Raw genomic sequence first — 18892 nt, forward strand, 5'->3', positions numbered from 1 at the left:
CACAGCTTAGGTCGCCGCATCCGCACCGGCTCCGCGTCTGGGAGAATGGAGGGGACATGACTCTCGCCACCGCCCCCGCCCGCCCGCTTCGCATCGGTCCGATCGACCTCGACGTGCCGGTCGTCCTCGCGCCCATGGCGGGCATCACCAACACCGCGTTCCGTCGTCTGTGCCGCGAGTACGGTGCGGGGCTCTACGTCAGCGAGATGATCACGTCGAGGGCGCTCGTCGAGCGCAACGAGACCACGATGCGCCTGATCCGGCACCACGAGTCCGAGACCCCGCGATCGATCCAGCTCTACGGCGTCGATCCCGGGACCATCGCCGAGGCCGTGCGGATCATCGTCGCGGAGGATCACGCCGATCACATCGACCTGAATTTCGGATGCCCGGTGCCGAAGGTCACGCGCCGCGGCGGGGGAGCGGCGCTCCCATGGAAGTCGAAGCTGTTCGCCGACATCGTCGACCAGGCCGTCAAGGCCGCCGGTTCCATCCCGTTGACGGTGAAGATGCGCAAGGGCATCGACCGCGACCACCTGACCTTCCTCGAGGCGGGACGCGCCGCCGAGGACGCCGGCGCCGCCGCCGTCGCGCTCCATGCCCGCACGGCGAGCGAGTTCTACTCGGGGCACGCCGACTGGAACGCGATCGGCGAACTCAAGCAGGCGGTCACGAGCATTCCGGTGCTCGGGAACGGCGACATCTGGTCGGCCGACGACGCGGTGCGCATGATGGAGCAGACCGACTGCGACGGCGTCGTCGTCGGCCGCGGCTGCCTCGGCCGCCCCTGGCTCTTCGGTGAACTGGCCGCCGCCTTCGGCGCAGAATCGCACCCGGTCGATGCAACGCTCGGCTTCGTCGCGAACGCCTTCCGCCGGCACGCTCAGCTCCTCGTCGAGTTCTTCGACGAGGAGGACCGCGGATGCCGTGACATCCGCAAGCACGTCTCCTGGTACTTCAAGGGCTATCCGGTCGGCGGAGACATCCGCACCGGACTCGCCACCGCATCCAGCCTCGCGGAGATCGACGACCTGCTCGGCCGGCTCGATCACACCGCACCGTACCCGGGTGCCGATGCGGAGGGCCAGCGCGGACGCTCCGGCCATCCGAAGCGGACTGCCCTGCCGGACAAGTGGCTGGAGTCGCGGGAGATCGAGTCGTCGGCCTCCGAGATGATGCGTGGAGCGGAGATCGAGAACAGTGGTGGCTGACACTCAGGCCGGTGCGCGGACCGACGGTTACGACTCCCGTGACGCCGAGCGCTTCTTCGCGGAGACGCACCGCTCCGAGCGCGACGATTTCGCCCGCGACCGCGCCCGTGTGCTGCACTCGGCGGCGCTGCGCCGCCTCGCCGCGAAGACGCAGGTCCTGAGCCCCGCGAGCACAGCCGACTTCGCGCGCAACCGCCTGACGCACTCGCTCGAGGTCGCGCAGGTCGGTCGCGAGCTCGCCACGGCCCTCGGCGTCTCGGCCGACGTCGTCGACACGGCCTGCCTGAGCCACGACCTCGGCCATCCGCCGTTCGGCCACAACGGCGAGCGCGCGCTCAACGAGTGGGCCGAGAACATCGGCGGGTTCGAGGGCAACGCCCAGTCGTTGCGCATCCTGACGCGGCTCGAAGCCAAGGTCCTCGACGACGACGACCACTCGGTCGGACTCAACCTCACGCGGGCGAGTCTCGACGCGACGTGCAAGTACCCCTGGACCGTCGACAGCCCGGTCCCCGATCCGGGCGGTCGACTCAAGTTCGGCGTCTACCCCGAGGACGAGGCCGTGTTCCGGTGGATGCGAGAAGGCGCCCCCGGGCGCCTCCGCTGCATCGAGGCCGAGATCATGGATCTCTCCGACGACATCGCGTACTCCGTGCATGACTTCGAGGACGCGATCGTCAACGGCTACGTCGACGTCGCCCAGCTCGCGGATCCGCGCGGTCACGATGCCCTCGTCGGCCGCATCCAGCAGTGGGTCGGCTACGACTTCACCCGTGACGAGCTCGCCGACGCCCTCTACCGGCTGGCGTCGCAGTCGATGTGGCTCCCGTCCTTCGACCGGTCGCGTCAGGCCCTCGCCCGTCTGAAGAACCTGACCAGCGATCTGATCGGGCGCTTCGCGCGTGCCTCCGTCTCGGCCACGCGCGACGCGTATGGCGGCAGCAATCTCGTGCGCTACAACGCCCACGTCGTCGTGCCCCGTGTCGTGGAGGCGGAGATCGCGGTGCTCAAGGGCATCATGGGACAGGCGATCGTCACGATCGATGCGCGCAAGGGCGTCTACAAGGAGCAGCGGCGCGTGCTGAAGAGGCTCGCCGACTCCCTGTGGTCGACCGATGCACTCTGGTCGGCGGGAGCGGATGTGCTCGAGCCCGCGTTCGCGGCGGACTTCGTCGCCGCGGTCGACGATGCCGAGCGCGCACGGGTCGTGGTCGACCAGATCGCGAGCCTCACCGATCAGAGCGCGATCGACTGGCACAACCGTCTGGTGGGCGAGATCGACCCCGCCGAGGTCGGCATCTGGACGCCGCGGCACGCCCGTGCGAGGGCAGGCGCGCACGCCGAGAGGCGGCCCGTCGCCGAAGGGGTGGGCTGATGCCCCGCATCCGGCAGGCCGACGTCGACGAGGTCAAGGCGCGCACGAACATCGCCGACATCGTCGGCGAGCGCGTGGCGCTGAAGTCGGCCGGAGTCGGATCCCTCAAGGGGCTGTGCCCGTTCCACGACGAGAAGAGCCCGAGCTTCCACGTGCGGCAGCAGGTGGGCTACTACCACTGCTTCGGCTGCGGCGAGTCGGGGGACGTGTACTCGTTCCTCCGCGAGATGGACCACGTCAGCTTCACGGAGGCGGTCGAGCGTCTCGCCGGTCGCATCGGCTACACGTTGCACTATGAAGACGGGGGAGCGGCGCCCGAGACCAGCGGACGCAGCCGCCTCTACGCGGCGAACACGGCCGCGGCGGAGTTCTTCCGCGCACAGCTGCTCTCTCCGGACGCCGGGGCCGGGCGGCGGTTCCTGGGCGAGCGCGGATTCGATTCCGGGGCCGCCGCGCATTTCGGTGTCGGCTTCGCTCCGCGCGGCTGGGACGGGATGCTCAAGGCGCTCACCGCGCAGGGCTTCACCCGTGAGGAGCTCGCCACCGCCGGCCTGGTCTCGACCGGACAGCGCGGCGTCTACGACCGGTTCCGCGGACGCCTGGTGTGGCCGATCCGCGATGTCTCGGGGCAGACGATCGGCTTCGGCGCGCGCAAGCTCTTCGACGACGACCAGGGACCGAAGTACCTCAACACGCCCGAGACGCCGATCTACAAGAAGGCGCAGGTGCTCTACGGGCTCGACCTCGCCAAGCGCGACATCTCCCGCGGAGACCCTCGCCGAGTCGTCGTGGTCGAGGGGTACACCGACGTCATGGCCTGCCATCTCGCGGGGCTGACGACGGCGATCGCGACGTGCGGCACCGCGTTCGGCACCGAGCACATCAAGGTGCTGCGCCGGGTGATGGGAGACGACAACGCCTCGGGCGAGGTCGTCTTCACGTTCGACGGCGACGAAGCCGGACAGAAGGCGGCGCTGCGCGCGTTCACGGAAGACGACCGGTTCAACGCGCAGACCTTCGTAGCGGTCGCGCCGGACAGCCTCGATCCGTGCGATCTGCGTCTGCAGCGCGGGGATGCCGCGGTGCGCGGGCTCATGGACGCCAAGGTGCCGATGTTCGAGTTCGCGATGGACCGGAAGCTCGGCGGCTTCGACCTCTCCACGGTCGAGGGCCGCGTGGGTGCACTTCGTGCGGCCGCGCCGATCGTCGCCGAGATCAGGGACCGGCTGCTGCGCCCCGGGTACGAGCGCGTGCTGGCGCGGCGTCTCGGGATGGATCCCACCGAGGTGCACAGCGAGGTGGAACGCGCCGCGCGTGGGGCCTCGCAGCAGCCCGCGGCACGGCGCGAGACCCCGCAGGCCGATCCGTCGACCGGTATCGCGGCCGTCGCCCCCGTCACTCTCGCGAGCCTGCCCCGGACGGCTGACGTCGCGGTCGAGCGCGATGCTCTGATGGGGGCCCTGCAGTACGGACACCAGGTCGACCAGACCCTCCTGAACCGCGCTCTCGGCGCGCCGTTCCGGACACCCGGGCTCGATGCCGTGCGCGAGGCCGTGGCATCCGCTCCCGACCGCACGAGGGCGGGCTGGGTGACGGACGCCGTCAACGGCGTGCGGGAGCCGTACCGGTCGCTGGCCGGCGAGCTGCTGATGACGCCGTTCCCCGCCAGGAACGAGGAGGGCGCCGTCGCCTCGACGACCGATCTCGCCCGTCGTCTCATCCTCCGTCAGCTGGAGCGCGACAAGCAGGAGCTGCTCGGCGCGGTGCAGCGGGTCCCCGCGGAGTCCGACGGCGGTCGCGCCCTGCGTATGCGTCTGCGCGACATCGACGCAGAGCGTCAGAGGTTCGCCGAGTCGTAACGCGGCCAGCAGGTCCGCAGAGGGCAGGATGGAGTCATGTCCCGCAGGCCAGAATCCCAGAACGCGATCGATTGCTCGGATCTGGTGATCGACCGGATCGGGCACGGCACGCCCACCCGCGCCGTCGATGGCGTGACGTTCTCTCTCGCCCCGGGCGAGCTCATCTGCGTCGCGGGTCCGACGGGGTCGGGAAAGTCCACCCTGGTCGCCGCCCTCGCGGGGTCCACCGACCCGTCGGTGCGCGTCGTGGGCGGCAGCGCCACCGTCTGCGGTGTCGATGTGCGCCGGCCCGGACGGAAGCACCGCATCCTCACGTACCGCACCGGCTTCGTCCCGCAGGGCGCGGGTGCCGACCTCCCGCCTCGTCTGACCGTCAACGAGGTGATCGCTGAGCCGATCCTGATCCGCGAGCGCCGGGTCAACACGAAGGCGCTGTCTATCCGTGTCGCGACGCTGCTCGACGAGCTGCACCTTCCGCTCGGCACCGCAGCCAAGTTCCCGTACGAGCTGAGCGCCGGCATGCGTCAGCGCGTGGCGATCGCCCGGTCGTTCATCCTGGAGCCGAAGGTGCTCATCGCCGACGAGGTGCTCGCGAACCTCGATCTGGAGGTGCGACCGGTGGTGTTCGACGCGATCACCCGTCGCCGGAAGGAAGAGTCGATGGCGGCGCTCCTCGTGACCAATGACGCCGCGTTCATCCGCGAGCTGAACGCCGAGACGCTCATGCTCCGGGGCGGTCACGTGGTCGCTCGCGGCGTCGGCAAGGACCTCCTCTGGGTCCCGAACGCCGAGTCCGATTCGCGGCACTGAACACGACACGCCCGAGCTGCGTCGACCCCGCCCCGGTGTCACGAGTGGGGCCCGGAGTTTGCTAAGCTTGTCGAGTTGCCCGCTCAGCGGAGCACATTCCTCGGTAGCTCAATTGGCAGAGCAGCCGGCTGTTAACCGGCAGGTTCTTGGTTCGAGTCCAAGCCGGGGAGCAATCCCCTGAAACCCCGCCCCTCCGGGCGGGGTTTCGCCGTTTCCGGCGTCACGCGTCTCGAGCCATGCAACCCGATGGCCGGTTGCGAGAGGCGGCCTACCGTAGCGTCGGAGAAACGGACCCGCGCGCGAGGGAGGATGCCATGAACCCCAAGGAACGCGCTGTCTGCGTGTGCTTCGACGGCTCCCGCGTGCTGCTGATGAGGAGACTCCACGGCGGCCGGCAGTACACCGTGCTCCCGGGCGGCGGCATCGAGCCCGGCGAAATCCCCGACCAGGCAGCAGTGCGTGAACTGGCCGAGGAGACCGGTCTCGTCGCGACCGTGACCGGCAACCTCGCCACTGTCGATCACGACGACCGGCGGGCGCACTACCTGCTCATGGCGGCCGTGCCCGGAGAGCCGGTTCTGGGTGGGCCGGAAGCCCTCGCGGAGAGCGAGGACAACCGGTATCGGCCCGGATGGGTCCCGGTAGCCGAGCTCGCAGACGAGCCGCTCGTACCCGAGGAGGCGCGAGAGATCGTGCGGCGAGCCTTCGCGGAATGCCTCGCCGACGGCCGCTGAGGACTTGTCCGGCTCGAAGCCTGTTCAGTCCCGCAGTCCCAGCTGATCGACGACCTCTGCGACTCGTCCACGCGCTGCCGCACCCAGCCCGAGCACCGGGCGCGGAAGGCAGTCCGGGGCGACGAACTGCAGGTGCTCGGCGATGGCGGCGGTGACGCGGTAGCCGCCGTCTTCCAGGAACAGATCCCACAACGGCTGGAGGCGGGCTGATTCCGCGGTGGCCGCGGCGTGGTCGCCGGCCTGGGCGGCTCGGGTGATGGTGAGCGCCGGGTCGGGGAGCGTGCCGCCGATGACCGAGTACCAGGCGTCGCATCCTGCGTTCAAGCCCGTGGCCGCGAGCCAATCGCCCGAGACACCGATCGACACCGTGCCGGGGATGCGCTCGCGCAGCGCCTGCACTCGCGCGGCTGCATCCCGGGGTTCCGATGGGACACCGGGGATCTTGATGGATGCAACGTTGGGCAGGGCAGCGATCCGTGCGTGGAGCTCGTCGGTGAACGCGACGTGCGTCGTGCGCGGGTTGTCGTAGACGACGAGCGGCACCGAGAGCCCGGCCGTGACGTCCTCGAACAGAGTGAACACCTCGTCGGGGCTCAGTGCCTGGTACGTGACCGGCGCGAGCAGCACGGCACTCGCGCCGGCATCCTGCGCATCATCGGCGAGCCGCTGCGCCTGAGAGGTGCGTAGCGCGCCGATGCCGACCATCACCGGGACGTCTCCCGCGAGCGTCACGGTAGCGCGGGCGACGCGTCGGCGCTCCTCGCGGTCGAGGTAGAGGTAGGAGCCGGTCGAGCCGAGCGCTGTGATCGAGTCGACGCCGGCGCTGACGAGCCGCTCGACGAGGCGCGCGTACGCGGCTTCGTCGAAGGCATCGTCGCGCAGGGGGGTGAGAGGGAATGCGCTCAGGCCGGTGAACACGGAGGGGCTCCTCTGCTCGTCATGCATGCTCAGCGAGAATAGCGCAGGGGAGCGGCGCTTCTCGTCGCGTGGCCTCAGTCGTCGGCGAGACGGTCGCCCCGGCCGTACTCCTCCTTGACGGTCCGCAGGTTGGTCCAGGTACGCATCCCCGCGATCTGCGAGCTGGCACGCAGCTGGTCGGCGAGTTCGAGGAGTCCGTCGACCGACTGGGCGGAGAGGGTGGCGATGAGCTCGTACTCGCCGATCGTGATCGCGAGGAACTCCGGCGAGAGACGGCGCACCTCTTCCAGCGCGGCGGCCAGCTCTCCGCGGACTCGGATGCCGACGCCGAGGGTGAGGAGATCGGGGCTGTCGTGTCGCACCGGGATCCCGACGACCTTCACGGCGTCGTGACGCACGAGGCGGTTCAGGCGGAGCCGCGCGCCGCTGGGGGAGATGTCCGCTGCTTCTGCGAGCTCGAGGAACGATGCACGGCCGTCGATCTGCAGCCGACGCACGATCGCCCGATCGACGGCGTCGAGGCGGAATGCCGTGCGACCGGTGCGGAGCGGGGAGTAGAGGTTGATCTCGATGCTCTCGTAGAGGTGTGCCTGCATATCGCGCACTCCCGGGAGGCAGCGGATGCGATCGAGAGTGCGCCTCAGATGCGGATCGGCGCCCACTCGGATCTCCGCGTCGATCGGCGCCTCGCCGCTGATGTCGGCGACGAACGTGGTCTCGGGCATCGCGATGAGGGCCTCGCGCACCGGAGCGACCGGCCCGTCGAGCCGGAGCTGCGTGTAGGCGAACCGCTGCAGCGCCAGCAGATCCGGGCTCACGGATACCGTGAACACGACCTCATGGCGCTCGACGGCGCGTTCCACGATCTGGGTGATGCGTCGCCGAGTCACGCCGAGCGACTGCGCGATGCGGGTGTAGCTCGCCCGTCCATCCTCGCGCAGTGCGGCGAGCACCTGCGTGGTCAGCGGGTCCCGATGCTCCATCCCGGCCTCCAGATTCGTCAAGCACGTGCCTACACTTCGCGAGGATCAAGCTCCTCGGTGCACGTTGAGCCTCTCATTCTGCATTGCGTTGCGACGAATACGCACATCCAGCCAGATCCGGCTCGGTTTTCGCTTCAGTTCACGCTGAACCCGCCCTACTGTCGTCCTTGAGCGAGCAGGTCGACAGCCGGAAGAAGACGACTGACTGTTCGAGACGACGAGGACCTCCGGGTTCCGATCGACTGATCGATGACGATCCGACCGATCTCTCAACGGCGAAAGGCACCCCGATATGTCCACACCCTCCTCTCGATCATCCGGGCGAACCGCAGAAGTCGGCCACGATGAGAACGAGCTCGCAGACTACGGCTACAAGCAAGAGCTCAAGCGCGCTCTCTCGCCTTGGGCGGTCTTCGCCCTCGGCTTCGCGACGATCTCACCGGTCGTCGGGATCTACGCCGTCATCCAGCTCGGATTCGTGTTCTCGGGGCCCGTCTGGATCTGGGCCGTGCTGATCGCGTTCATCGGCCAACTGCTGGTGGCGACCGTCTACGCGCAACTCTCCTCCCAGTTCCCGATGACGGGAGGCGTCTACCAGTGGGTACGACGCCTCGCCGGTCCGAAGCTCGGCTGGATGACCGGGTGGATCTACCTCGCGGCGGCCATCGCATCGCTCTCGACGGTCGCCTACCTGGGCGGGATCTGGATGAAGGCGCTCGTCGGCGACGCCTCGGACAGCGCCGGAGGCCTCGTGCTCTACGGCGCGGTCTTCCTCGTGGTCGCTCTCGGTATCAACCTGCTCGGCGTGAACCCGGTCAAGCACTTCCTGAGCGCCGGGATCATCGCCGAGGGCGTCGCCTCGATCGTGGTCAGCGTGCTGCTGCTCGTCTTCTTCCTCCACAACGACATCGGGATCCTCGTGCAGACCCTGGGAGCGGAGGAGAACTCCGGCGGATCGACGCTCGCGGGGATCCTCACCTGTCTCGCGGTGGCCGGCTGGGCGTTCCTCGGCTTCGACGCGACGACACAGGTCGCCGAGGAAGCGCATGAACCGCGTCGTACGGTGCCTCGGGCGATGCTGCTCTCCTTCCTCTTCGTCGGCATCACGGTGCTGTTGAGCGGTACGGCGGTCACCCTCTCGTTGCGGGATCCGGCTCGTGCCGTGACCGGCGAGGTCGGCGACCCCGTGCTGGCCTCCGTCACCGAGGCCTTCGGCGCCTGGACGGAGAAGCCGTTCATCGTCGTGGTCCTCATCGCCTTCTTCGCCTGCGCGGTCTCGATCCAGACCTACATCGGCCGCATGGTGTACAGCTTCGCCCGTGACCGCCAGATCCCGTTCTCCACGCCGCTTTCGCGGATCGGCAAGAAGGAGATCCCGCACGTCGCGCTCATCACCACAGCGGTGCTCGCGGGACTCGGCCTGCTGCTGGGCCTGAACGGCAATGCGGCAGCCACGCTGATCTCGTTCGGCTCGGGTGGCTTCTACATCGTCTTCCTGATCGTCGCCGTGGTCGCGCTGTGGGCACGCCTGAACGGACGCTGGGATCCGAGCCGTGGCTCGTTCGCTCCGGGACGCTTCGGCTTGATCATCAACATCCTCGCGGTGGCGTGGCTCGCGTTCGAGGTCGTCAACGTCGCGTGGCCCAGGGCGGAGCTCGCCCCGGCATCCGGTGCGTGGGTGCAGGTATGGGCGGTGATCGTCGTGTTCAGTGCGCTCATCCTGATCGGCATCGGGTATCTCGTGGTGCGCAAGCCGCACCTCGAGGTCCAGGACGCGGCGGCCGCAGCCCAGCGAGGCGACCGGACGGAGAAGGAGACCGGACGATGACCGTCACGAACCCCGCCGTCGTGTTCGAGCCGGGATCCGGCATGCGCGTCCGAGAGGTCGCCGTCCGCGCTCCGCGCGCGGGCGAGGTCGCCGTCGAGATCCGTGCCGCCGGCGTCTGCCACTCCGATCTCCATATCCTGAACGGCGACTGGCCGGAGGATCGCCCGCTCGTGCTCGGACACGAGGCTGCCGGCGTCGTGACGGCCGTCGGCGCCGGCGTGGACCTGGAGCGGGGCGACCACGTCGTCCTCTCCTGGTTCGCCCCGTGCGGTCGCTGCGATCGCTGCGCCGCCGGCAGAGCATGGCTGTGCACCGGCACTCGTGCGGTGGAGAACGTGCTGCCGGACGGCGGCACGGCTTTCGAGGAGGATGGTGAGCCGGTGTGGCCGTTCCTGGGCTTGGGCGCGTTCACGAAGAACGTGGTCGTGCCACGGACAGCGGCGATCAAGGTGCCGCAGGAACTGCCGTTCGACGTCGGCGCGCTGCTCGGCTGCGCGGTCACGACCGGGGTCGGTGCCGCGGTGAACACGGCCGGCGTCCGGCCCGGTGACACGGCCGTGGTGGTCGGTTGCGGGGGAGTCGGGCTCGCGATCATCATGGGCCTGCGTCTCGCGGGGGCGGGAGCGATCATCGCCGTCGACCTGTCAGCGGAGCGTCGCGCGGCGGCCGCGCATTTCGGAGCGACCGCGACACTCGACGGTGCGACGGTCGATGTCCCGGCGTGGTGTCAGGAGCACCTCGGTGGCGCGGACTACGCCTTCGAGGCCGTCGGCCGCCCCGCTCTCATCGAGCAGCTCCCGGCGATGGTGCGTTCGGGCGGTGCCGCCGTGGTGGTCGGCATGCCGCCGATCGGTGCCAAGGTGGGGATCGACGCCTTCGACCTCGCCGACCAGGGCAAGAGCCTGCTGGGATGCAACTACGGTTCGAGCGTCGGTGCTGTCGACATCCCGCGCCTCGCGCGTCTGTTCCTCGACGGCCGCCTGCCGCTCGGCGATCTCGTGGGTACGACGCGCCCGCTCGCCGAGGCGGAGATCGCCTTCGAGGAGCTCCGCGCAGGCATCGGCCTGCGCGGAATCCTCGTTCCATAGTCGAGGCGGCGACCATGCTGCGATGGCGCGCACCCTATGCGCGCGGGCCGGACCGCCTCACGCGCAGCACGGCGTCGACGAGCGTCACCGTCGAGCCGTCGCGCCAGATCGCGGACCTCTCCACCATCGCCCGGGTCTCCGTGATCCACTCGTCGGTCAGGGCGAGCGACTCGAGCACCTCGTCGGTGGTCGGCAGCGGCGGCCCGTCGTGGTCGTGGTGGTTGAGCTTCGAACCTGGTGGGGCTGCTCCGTGTCCGACGACGAGGAGCCGCCCGCCGGGCGCCACAGCGGATGCCGCGCGGCGCAGCACCTCGTCTCGCGGCAGCTCGACGGGGGAGTGCAGGAACGCCGAGGTCACGAGATCGAACGCCGAGGTCGGCTCCCACGTCGAGAGATCGCCGCGGACCCAGTGGATCCGGTCGGCGAGTCCCGCACGTTGCGCCTCCGCCCTGCCGACGTCGAGCGCGGCCGCGGAGATGTCGATCGCCGTCACGGTCCATCCGTTCGCAGCGAGCCACAGCGCGTCGCCCCCTTCGCCGCAGCCCAGGTCGAGAGCCGTGCCGGGAGTGAGACCCGCGACCTCGCGCTCCACGGCCGCGTTCACCTGACCGCTCCACACTCTCCCGTGCTCGCCGCGGGTGCTTCGATAGCGCGCTTCCCAGAACTCCGCAGGGTCCGTCACCGGATCGACGGAGTGCCCGGCGTCACTCATGATGCGACCCGCGTGACCCGATCGGCGGCAGCGGCGACGTCCAGCGCCACGAACTCCCCGTTCAGTGCGAGGGCCGCGGCTGCGCCGGAACCGGCGGCGATCGGAACGAGTGCGCCCGGATTCGCTGCATTCCCCACGGCCCAGACGCCGTCGACACTTGTTCGTCCGAGCGCGTCGACAGCGGTCCACGGCCCCATCGGCGTGTCGACGCGCTCGGCTCCGAGCTGGCGCAGCGGCTCATCGAGCGCGACCAGAGCCGGTTCGGCGAACACGACGTCGACGGGGATCGTCGAGCCGTCATCCAGGCCGAGGGCGGTGAGCTCGCCGGAGGAGGCGACCACATGGGTGACGGCACGGGTCTCCACACGCATCCCGCGCGCTTCGAGGACGAGTCGCTCCTCGTCGGGGAGACCGTCGATGAGCCCGGTGAACACCGTGATGTCCTCCGAGTAGGACCGCAGCATGTGCGCCTTGTGCAGGCCGGCCACCGAGGTCGCCAACACGCCGATCGCACGCTCTCGGGCTTCGTATCCGTCGCAGTAGGGGCAGGCGACGACGCCCCGACCCCACTGGTCGGCCAGTCCGGGGATCTCGGGCAGCAGGTCGCGCGCTCCTGTGGCGACGATGAGGCGCCGGGCGGTCGCACGTGCACCGGCCTCGGTGACGACCTCGAACCCGTCGGCAATCGTGCGGGTCGTGGCGACGCGGGCGTCGACGATCACGCCGTCGACGGCGCGCACCTCCCGGTAGCCGTCGGCGACCAGGTCGAGCGGAGAGTAGCCGTCCCGGCTCAGCACGCCGTGCATGTGAGGCGCGAACCGGTTGCGCGGCTCCTGGGCGTCGAGCACCAGCACTCGGCGCCGGGCTCGCGCGAGGATGAGCGCGGCACTCAGGCCGGCTGCGCCTCCGCCGATGATGATGACGTCCCAGTGCTCGTCCGAGATCGGAGCCGTCGAGGACTCGGAGGGATGGGCGGGGACGGTGGGGGGAGTAGTGGCGTCGGTCATGTTCTCAGCATCCGCGCCTGATACGCTTTCGGCAACTATCCGTGCCGAATCAGCAAATGGAGACGACGTGCCCGACGATTCCCTGTCCCTCATCGGCCCTCGCCTCAAGAGCTGGCGGGAGAAGCGCAGCATGACTCTCGCGGACCTCTCCGCGCTGACGGACATCTCTCCGAGCACTCTGTCGCGCCTGGAGGCAGGCAAACGGGCACCGAACCTCGAGCTGCTCGTGCCGATCGCGCGTGCACTCGGCCTCGGCCTCGACGACATCGTGCCGCGCGCCGTTCCCGACCCCCGGGTGTCGCGGACGACCAGGGAGGTCGAGGGCATCCGCTACGAATCGCTCTCGCCGGCGTCGAGCCCTGTGCAGACCTACAAGGTCACCTTCCCCGCCCGCCCCGTCGGCATCACCGCCGTGCCGCAGCCGAAAGTGCACGACGGTCAGGAATGGCTCTACGTGATCTCGGGCCGTCTGCGACTGGTGCTGGGCGATCAGGACGTGACGCTCGGGCCTGGCGAGGCGGCGGAGTTCGACACCCGGGTTCCGCATTGGCTGTCGGCCGCGGGTCCGGGTCCGGCCGAGATCGTGTCCATCTTCAGCAAAGACGGCAAGCGCATCCACCTGCGCGCACGTCCGGCCGCCTCTTGATGCAGAGAGGGCCCCGCCGAACGGCGAGGCCCTCTCCGGATGTCACTCAGACAGCCGACTGCTTTTCAGATCAGCGTGCGGCGCCTGCGAGGGTGCCGGTGACCGGGCCCGCCGGGTCGGAGATCACGCACTGGATCACGCGGTCGTTGAGCTGGTCCCAGGTCTCCTTGGTCGGGGTGATCGGGTAGACGTCGAGGGTCGACTCGTCCCAGATGACGCCGACGAACGTGGTGAAGGCATCGCCGATGCAGCCTTCGGTCGCCGCGTCGACGGCCTCTTCGGAGAACTCGCCGTCCTCCATCGAGAACTCGTGGTAGACCTCTTCGTCGTGCGGCTCTTCGCACGGCACGACGTCGACGGCCTCGATGAGACCCGTCGCGCTGGACATCTTGCAGTCCCCGACCTTCAGCGCGAAGACATCGATGTTCGAGCTCTCGGTGACCTGTCCGGTCTCCTCGTCGCGGTCGGCGTCGCCGGAGCCGCTCCCGAGAATGCTGTTGATGGCGCTGCAGCCACTCAGAGCGATGGAGAGCGCCACCGCGGTTCCTGCGAGCATCAGAGCGCGTCGATTGCGCAGTTTCATCATGATTGTGTCCCCTCCACAGAGCCTCTTGATGCGCGGGCATGCCGAAATTTCGGTCGCGCGAACTCACGCTAGCCGCCGCGGAGTCTATGACGCAACTCCACAGACGCTGTGATCCGGCTGGGAGCGGACTCAGCCCTCGAGGTCGTCGACGCCCGGCATCCAGCTCGCTCCTGGGCGCCCCCAGCCGCGCTTGCGCGCGATCTTCTGAACGGTCTTCCAGTCTCCGTCGGAGAGACGGTCGACGTAGAGGATGCCGTCGAGATGGTCGAACTCGTGCTGCATGATCCGTGCGCGCCAGCCGTCTACGTCGATCGTGACGGGCTGCCCGTCCAGATCGGTCGCCGTCAGGTGCACCCGCTCGGAACGACGAAGGGGGAATCGCTCCCCGGGGAAGGAGAGGCATCCCTCCGACTCCAGATCGGGGTCGGGATCGCCCGGCTCGATCGGTGCGATCCACAGCACGGGGTTGATGAGCACGCCGCGCCAGGGCTGATCGTCATCGTCCACATACGCGTAGGTGTAGATGCGCAGCGGAACGCCGACCTGCGGTGCGGCGAGCCCGACTCCCGGTGCGGTATCCATCGTCTCGAACATGTCGGCGACGAGTGTGCGGATCTCGTCCGTGATCTCCTCGACGGCGGAGGCGGGGGAGTGAAGCACGGGGTCGCCCATGATGCGAATCGGAAGTACAGCCACGTCACAACCCTACTGGGCGGGAAGTGCCAGGTAGGGTCGTAGTGTGAGCGCTGGGGTGTGGACGAATACGGCCGAAGAGGTCGGCGAACAGCTCGTCGGCGCCTTCCAGAACCCCGGACTTCTGCTCGGAATCCCACTGGCCCTCGCCGGTGCGGTGTTCATGTCCCTCGGCGCGCAGTACCAGCATCGCGGCGTCGAGAAGGTCGAGCGACTGAGCGGCTCCGACGGCACCACCGGACTCACCGGAGGCCAGATCAAGGCGCTCCTGACCCGCCCGTCGTGGATCCTCGGCACGCTCATGCTCGGGCTCGCGATCGTGTGTCAGCTCGCGGCGCTCGTCAAGGCTCCGCTCATCGTGGTGCAGCCGCTCGGCGCGATCGCGCTCGTGATCACGACCCTCCTGAACGCGCGCATCTCCGGCCATTCGCCGACCAGGAAGTCGCTCACGGCAATCATCTTCTGCGTCGGCGGCATCTTCCTCTTCGTCTTCTTCGCGGCCATCTACGCCACCGAGAAGGAGGTCACCGAGCGCGAACTGTTCGTGATCCTCGCCCTCCTCCTCGTCGTGATCATCGTGCTGGGGGCGTGCTGGCTCGTCCTCCGTCACCGTATGCGCGCGCTGTTCTACGTGATCGGCGCCGGCATCCTCTACGGCTTCGTCGCCACTCTCGCGAAGGTCGTCATCAAGCGCATCGAAGCCGGCCAGTTCGAATGGATCACCGCCATCTGCGTGGTCGCGCTCCTCGCGGCAGCGTCGGTCGGCGCGTACTTCGTGCAGACCGCCTACAGCTCCGGGCCGCCGGACCTCGTCATCGCCGGCCTCACGGTCGTGGACCCGCTCATCGCTGTCCTGATCGGCATGATCGTGCTCGGCGAGGCCGCGGCCGCGCCGTGGTGGGTGTTCATCATCTTCGGCGTCGCCGGGGCCATCGCAGTCTGGGGCGTCGTCAATCTCGCCCGATACCACCCGCAGGTGCTGAGCGAGAGCCAGGAACTGCCGATCGTGCGGGGCAGCGATCCGTCGCAGCCCGCCTCAGATCCCGGCACGACGGAGCCGTCGAGCCGGTCGGATGCCTGGCCGCAGACGGATCAGACCCGGCCCGACGTTCCCTAGCCGAGCGCGTCGACGCCGCGAAACCGTCGCGGTGGAGGAGCCTCAGTAGGCCTGGTCGATGAGGTCGGGGGAGACCTCTGCGGCCGCCGCCTCGTCGACGAAGAACACCGTGCGCTTGCGGCCCTTCGCCCCGGCAGCCGGGACGCTCGTGTAGCTCGCGCCGGCCAGCGCCAGTCCGAGGGCGGACGCCTTGTCGGCTCCGGTCAGGACGAGCCAGACGCGCTTGGACGAGTTCAGGACGGGTCGCGTGAGCGTCACCCGCTCGGGCGGAGGCTTCGGCGAGTTGCGCACGGGCAGAGCCGCGGCGTCCGTCACCGTGACCTCGTCGCGATCCGGGAACAGGGAGGCGATGTGTCCGTCGGGTCCGACGCCCAGGAAGCAGACGGCGAACGACGGCCAGGGATGCTCGTCCGTGCTGTACCGCGCGAGATCGGCCGCATATGCCGCGGCGGACTCGTCGAGGGTGAGCCCGCTGTCGGGGCCCGCGACCTCGTGCACGTTCTCCGAGGGCACCGGGATGTGGTCGAGCAGCGCGCGACGCGACTGCAGGGAGTTGCGGTCGGGGTCGTCACGGGGAACGAAGCGCTCGTCGCCCCACCAGAAGTGGACCAGTGACCAATCGATCTCCGACACGCGAGGATCCTCCGCAGCCGTGCGCAGCACCGCCCCGCCCATCGAACCGCCGGTGAGGGCGATGTGAGCGATCCGACCGTTCCGCGTGCGCGCACGGACGCGTGCGAGGAAACGGTCGGCGACCCGGGAGGCGACGGCGGCAGGTGTGGCCTCGACCACGACCCGCTTCTCTGCGGACGAAACCTGCATCGACTTCACTCTCCCGTCTCAGGCGGACCCAGCTTCTCCCAGCCCTCGGTGATCACTCGACCGTACAGGACATCCGGGTCGAGCCGTCGCAGCTCCTCCGCGAGGCACTCCCGCAGCGTGCGACGCGGCAGGTGCAGATCGTGGTTCGGCTGATCGGGCTGCGTCAGGACCGCGACGCCCGGTGTCGGACGCTCGAGCAGGATGTCGCCGGATTCGCGTGTGAGGCGCACCGACTTGATCCCCTCCTGCCAGTGATCGGGTTCCTCGTAGGACCAGCGCACCGGAACCTCCAGCGCCATCTGCAGCCAGGCCGCGAGCAGCGCCGTGGACGGCGAGGCTGCCGCTCCGCGGACCTCGACATCCGTGATGGATTCGTACGGGGGCTGGTCGAGCACGGCAGCGAGCTGTTCGCGCCAGTGCGTCAGGCGGGTCCACGCGAGGTCGGTGTCGCCCGGAGCGTGCGTGCGGCCGAGCAGCGCGAGCCGATCGCGCACATCCGGAGCGGTCGCGGCGTCGGTGATCCGGCGCTGCGCGATGCGCCCGAGCGGCGACGTCGCGGGGGACTCCGGCGCCTCCTCGGGCCACCAGGCGACCACGGGGGCGTCCGGCAGCAGAAGGCCCGTGAGCAGGCTCTCCTCGTTGCTGGCGGCGTCTCCGAAGGCGCGGAGCACCACGACCTCACTGGCTCCGGCGTCGCCGCCGACGCGGATCTGCGCGTCGAGACGGGACTCTCCCTCGCCGGTGGTGAGCACGATCACGCGCATCGGGTGCTCGCGGGAGGCGTCGTTGGCCGCGTCGATCGCTGCCTCTGCGACGCCGTTGCGCGCCGAGATGACCAGCGTGAGCACGCGCCCGAGGGCGACGGCGCCGCCGTCTTCACGCACCTTGACGAGCTGCTTCGCGACCTGGCTGACGGTCGTGTCGGGAAGGTCGATGATCACGGGCGTCTCCAGACTCGTCCGTCGCGGGCCAGCAGGTCGTCGGCGGATGCCGGTCCCCACGAGCCTGGCGCGTACTGCTCGACCGGGCCGCCGACGGCTGCCCAGTACTTCTCCACCGGGTCGAGGATCTTCCAGGAGAGCTCGACCTCCTCGTGCCGCGGGAACAGCGGCGGATCGCCCAGCAGGACGTCGAGGATCAGGCGCTCATAGGCCTCGGGGCTGGCTTCGGTGAAGGCATGGCCGTATCCGAAGTCCATCGTGACGTCGCGCACGTTCGATCCGCTGCCCGGCACCTTCGAGCCGAAGCGGATCGTGACACCCTCATCGGGCTGCACGCGGATGACCAGGGCGTTCTGCCCCAGCTCGGAGGCGTTGCCGCGCCCGAAGAGGTGCTGCGGTGCGCGGTTGAACACCACGGCGATCTCGGTGACCCGGCGGCCGAGTCGCTTGCCGGTGCGCAGGTAGAACGGCACTCCGGACCAGCGCCGCGTGTCGATCTCGAGCTTGATCGCCGCGTAGGTCTCGGTCGTCGACTCCGGGTTCATCCCGTCCTCGTCGAGGAAGCCGGTGACCTGCTCGCCACCCTGCCACCCGCCCGCGTACTGGCCGCGCGCGGTCGCCTGGGAGAGGTCCTCCGGCACGTGGACGGCAGCGAGCACCTTCTCCTTCTCGGCACGCAGGTGCGCGGCCGAGAGACTGATCGGCTCTTCCATCGCGGTGAGGGCCAGGAGCTGCAGCAGGTGGTTCTGGATCACGTCTCGAGCTGCGCCGATGCCGTCGTAGTAGCCGGCGCGTCCGCCGACGCCGATGTCCTCGGCCATCGTGATCTGCACGTGGTCGACGTAGTTGCGGTTCCAGATCGGCTCGTACAGCTCGTTGGCGAAGCGCAGCGCCAGGATGTTCTGCACCGTCTCCTTGCCGAGGTAGTGGTCGATGCGGAAGATCGAGTCGGCGGGGAACGCCACTTCGAGTGCGGCATTGAGGGCGCGCGCGGACTCGAGGTCGTGTCCGAACGGCTTCTCGATGACGACGCGGCGCCAGTTCTCGTCGTCGTCGGCATCCTCCCCGACGAGTCCGGACTCCTTCAGCTGCTTCGCGACGAGCGGGAAGTCCTTCGGCGGGATCGACAGGTAGTAGGCGTGGTTGCCCATCGTGCCGCGTTCCACGTCGAGCTTCTCGACCGTCTCGCGGAGCTTGCGGAACGAGTCGGGGTTGTCGAACTCGCCCGAGACGAACCGGATGCCCTGCAGCAGCTGCGTCCAGGTCTCCTCGCGGAACGGCGTGCGCGCATGCTGCTTGACGGCGTCGTAGACGACCTGGGCGAAGTCCTGGTCCTCCCAGTCGCGTCGGGCGAAGCCCACGAGGGCGAACCCGGGCGGCAGGAGGCCGCGGTTGGCCAGGTCGTAGACGGCGGGCATGAGCTTCTTGCGTGACAGATCGCCGGTGACCCCGAAGATCACGAGGGCGCTGGGCCCCGCGATCCGGTTGAGGCGACGATCATCGGGGTCACGCAGCGGGTTGTGCCCGCGCGAGATGGGAACAGACATCGGTGGGGGATTCTC

At 69.2% G+C, this 18892-nt stretch carries 18 protein-coding genes and 1 tRNA gene; 10 read left to right on the forward strand and 9 right to left on the reverse strand.

Annotation, left to right across the window (positions count from 1 at the left end; all coding sequences use genetic code 11):
- The first annotated feature begins 56 nt into the window (after window positions 1-56).
- From dusB to ABS642_RS02720, 6 genes are all read left to right on the forward strand, one after another.
- The gene (gene dusB, locus ABS642_RS02695; RefSeq protein ID WP_282216936.1) at window positions 57-1211 is read left to right on the forward strand and encodes a tRNA dihydrouridine synthase DusB; all 1155 of its coding nucleotides are present in this window, start codon (window positions 57-59) and stop codon (window positions 1209-1211) included.
- Window positions 1201-2586 carry a deoxyguanosinetriphosphate triphosphohydrolase gene (locus tag ABS642_RS02700; RefSeq protein ID WP_282216937.1) on the forward strand — a complete coding sequence of 462 codons (1386 nt, stop codon included), beginning with the start codon at window positions 1201-1203 and terminating at the stop codon, window positions 2584-2586. The genes dusB and ABS642_RS02700 overlap by 11 nt, the downstream gene beginning before the upstream one ends.
- Entirely contained in the window at window positions 2586-4445 is a 1860-nt protein-coding gene (gene dnaG / locus ABS642_RS02705) for a DNA primase (RefSeq protein WP_350352160.1), read from the forward strand. Before ABS642_RS02700 ends, dnaG begins: the two co-directional genes overlap by 1 nt.
- 36 nt (window positions 4446-4481) lie before the next feature.
- A complete protein-coding gene (locus tag ABS642_RS02710) occupies window positions 4482-5255 on the forward strand; it encodes an ATP-binding cassette domain-containing protein (protein WP_282216939.1) in 774 nt (257 codons plus the stop codon).
- A gap of 97 nt (window positions 5256-5352) precedes the next feature.
- Window positions 5353-5425: transfer RNA gene (locus ABS642_RS02715), tRNA-Asn, on the forward strand.
- Between the two features lie 144 nt (window positions 5426-5569).
- Window positions 5570-5989, forward strand: coding sequence for an NUDIX domain-containing protein (locus ABS642_RS02720; protein WP_350352161.1), 420 nt, complete (start codon window positions 5570-5572; stop codon window positions 5987-5989).
- Window positions 5990-6013: 24 nt separating this feature from the next.
- Here the strand turns inward: ABS642_RS02720 and ABS642_RS02725 are convergent, their stop codons facing one another.
- Window positions 6014-6934 carry a dihydrodipicolinate synthase family protein gene (locus ABS642_RS02725; RefSeq protein ID WP_350352162.1) on the reverse strand — a complete coding sequence of 307 codons (921 nt, stop codon included), beginning with the start codon at window positions 6932-6934 and terminating at the stop codon, window positions 6014-6016.
- Window positions 6935-6981: 47 nt separating this feature from the next.
- Window positions 6982-7911: an Lrp/AsnC family transcriptional regulator gene (locus ABS642_RS02730; RefSeq protein ID WP_350352163.1), complete on the reverse strand. Its 930-nt coding sequence runs from the start codon at window positions 7909-7911 to the stop codon at window positions 6982-6984.
- A 271-nt stretch (window positions 7912-8182) separates the two neighbouring features.
- Between ABS642_RS02730 and ABS642_RS02735 the strand changes: the two genes are divergently transcribed.
- Window positions 8183-9718: an APC family permease gene (locus tag ABS642_RS02735; protein ID WP_350352164.1), complete on the forward strand. Its 1536-nt coding sequence runs from the start codon at window positions 8183-8185 to the stop codon at window positions 9716-9718.
- Entirely contained in the window at window positions 9715-10806 is a 1092-nt protein-coding gene (locus tag ABS642_RS02740) for an alcohol dehydrogenase catalytic domain-containing protein (protein WP_350352165.1), read from the forward strand. Before ABS642_RS02735 ends, ABS642_RS02740 begins: the two co-directional genes overlap by 4 nt.
- Window positions 10807-10840: 34 nt before the next feature.
- Here the strand turns inward: ABS642_RS02740 and ABS642_RS02745 are convergent, their stop codons facing one another.
- The gene (locus tag ABS642_RS02745; protein WP_350352166.1) at window positions 10841-11518 is read right to left on the reverse strand and encodes a class I SAM-dependent methyltransferase; all 678 of its coding nucleotides are present in this window, start codon (window positions 11516-11518) and stop codon (window positions 10841-10843) included.
- Complete coding sequence (locus ABS642_RS02750; RefSeq protein WP_350352167.1) at window positions 11515-12525, reverse strand: NAD(P)/FAD-dependent oxidoreductase; 1011 nt, start codon at window positions 12523-12525, stop codon at window positions 11515-11517. Before ABS642_RS02750 ends, ABS642_RS02745 begins: the two co-directional genes overlap by 4 nt.
- Before the next feature lie 67 nt (window positions 12526-12592).
- On the opposite strand from ABS642_RS02750, the gene ABS642_RS02755 reads away from it, so the two are divergent.
- A complete protein-coding gene (locus ABS642_RS02755; protein ID WP_282216947.1) occupies window positions 12593-13171 on the forward strand; it encodes an XRE family transcriptional regulator in 579 nt (192 codons plus the stop codon).
- A 70-nt stretch (window positions 13172-13241) separates the two neighbouring features.
- On the opposite strand, the gene ABS642_RS02760 is transcribed toward ABS642_RS02755, so the two are convergent.
- On the reverse strand, window positions 13242-13757 hold the full coding sequence (locus tag ABS642_RS02760; protein WP_350352168.1) for a septum formation family protein: 516 nt from the start codon (window positions 13755-13757) through the stop codon (window positions 13242-13244).
- A gap of 129 nt (window positions 13758-13886) precedes the next feature.
- Entirely contained in the window at window positions 13887-14453 is a 567-nt protein-coding gene (gene def / locus ABS642_RS02765) for a peptide deformylase (protein ID WP_282216949.1), read from the reverse strand.
- A gap of 43 nt (window positions 14454-14496) precedes the next feature.
- Here def and ABS642_RS02770 point away from each other — a divergent pair, with 43 nt between their 5' ends.
- Window positions 14497-15567: a DMT family transporter gene (locus ABS642_RS02770; protein ID WP_350352169.1), complete on the forward strand. Its 1071-nt coding sequence runs from the start codon at window positions 14497-14499 to the stop codon at window positions 15565-15567.
- A gap of 42 nt (window positions 15568-15609) precedes the next feature.
- Here ABS642_RS02770 and pgl read toward each other — a convergent pair whose 3' ends face one another.
- Genes pgl through zwf form a run of 3 tightly spaced genes read right to left on the reverse strand, consistent with a single transcriptional unit; the run spans window position 15610 to window position 18877 of the window.
- Window positions 15610-16389 carry a 6-phosphogluconolactonase gene (gene pgl / locus ABS642_RS02775; RefSeq protein WP_282216951.1) on the reverse strand — a complete coding sequence of 260 codons (780 nt, stop codon included), beginning with the start codon at window positions 16387-16389 and terminating at the stop codon, window positions 15610-15612.
- A gap of 5 nt (window positions 16390-16394) precedes the next feature.
- Window positions 16395-17330, reverse strand: coding sequence for a glucose-6-phosphate dehydrogenase assembly protein OpcA (locus tag ABS642_RS02780; RefSeq protein WP_350352170.1), 936 nt, complete (start codon window positions 17328-17330; stop codon window positions 16395-16397).
- A complete protein-coding gene (gene zwf / locus ABS642_RS02785; protein WP_350352171.1) occupies window positions 17327-18877 on the reverse strand; it encodes a glucose-6-phosphate dehydrogenase in 1551 nt (516 codons plus the stop codon). Before zwf ends, ABS642_RS02780 begins: the two co-directional genes overlap by 4 nt.
- Window positions 18878-18892 lie beyond the last annotated feature (15 nt).

This window comes from Microbacterium sp. A8/3-1, assembly GCF_040267695.1.
GTDB lineage: Bacteria > Actinomycetota > Actinomycetes > Actinomycetales > Microbacteriaceae > Microbacterium > Microbacterium luteolum.

What these genes read in the sequence shown, in the direction of transcription:
- ABS642_RS02720 (WP_350352161.1), top strand. Translation starts at nt 5,570, where the DNA reads ATGAACCCCAAGGAACGCGCTGTCTGCGTGTGCTTCGACGGCTCCCGC.
- ABS642_RS02725 (WP_350352162.1), bottom strand. Translation starts at nt 6,934, where the DNA reads ATGCATGACGAGCAGAGGAGCCCCTCCGTGTTCACCGGCCTGAGCGCA.
- ABS642_RS02740 (WP_350352165.1), top strand. Translation starts at nt 9,715, where the DNA reads ATGACCGTCACGAACCCCGCCGTCGTGTTCGAGCCGGGATCCGGCATG.
- ABS642_RS02760 (WP_350352168.1), bottom strand. Translation starts at nt 13,757, where the DNA reads ATGATGAAACTGCGCAATCGACGCGCTCTGATGCTCGCAGGAACCGCG.
- dusB (WP_282216936.1), top strand. Translation starts at nt 57, where the DNA reads ATGACTCTCGCCACCGCCCCCGCCCGCCCGCTTCGCATCGGTCCGATC.
- ABS642_RS02745 (WP_350352166.1), bottom strand. Translation starts at nt 11,518, where the DNA reads ATGAGTGACGCCGGGCACTCCGTCGATCCGGTGACGGACCCTGCGGAG.
- ABS642_RS02710 (WP_282216939.1), top strand. Translation starts at nt 4,482, where the DNA reads ATGTCCCGCAGGCCAGAATCCCAGAACGCGATCGATTGCTCGGATCTG.
- pgl (WP_282216951.1), bottom strand. Translation starts at nt 16,389, where the DNA reads ATGCAGGTTTCGTCCGCAGAGAAGCGGGTCGTGGTCGAGGCCACACCT.
- dnaG (WP_350352160.1), top strand. Translation starts at nt 2,586, where the DNA reads ATGCCCCGCATCCGGCAGGCCGACGTCGACGAGGTCAAGGCGCGCACG.
- zwf (WP_350352171.1), bottom strand. Translation starts at nt 18,877, where the DNA reads ATGTCTGTTCCCATCTCGCGCGGGCACAACCCGCTGCGTGACCCCGAT.
- ABS642_RS02735 (WP_350352164.1), top strand. Translation starts at nt 8,183, where the DNA reads ATGTCCACACCCTCCTCTCGATCATCCGGGCGAACCGCAGAAGTCGGC.
- ABS642_RS02750 (WP_350352167.1), bottom strand. Translation starts at nt 12,525, where the DNA reads ATGACCGACGCCACTACTCCCCCCACCGTCCCCGCCCATCCCTCCGAG.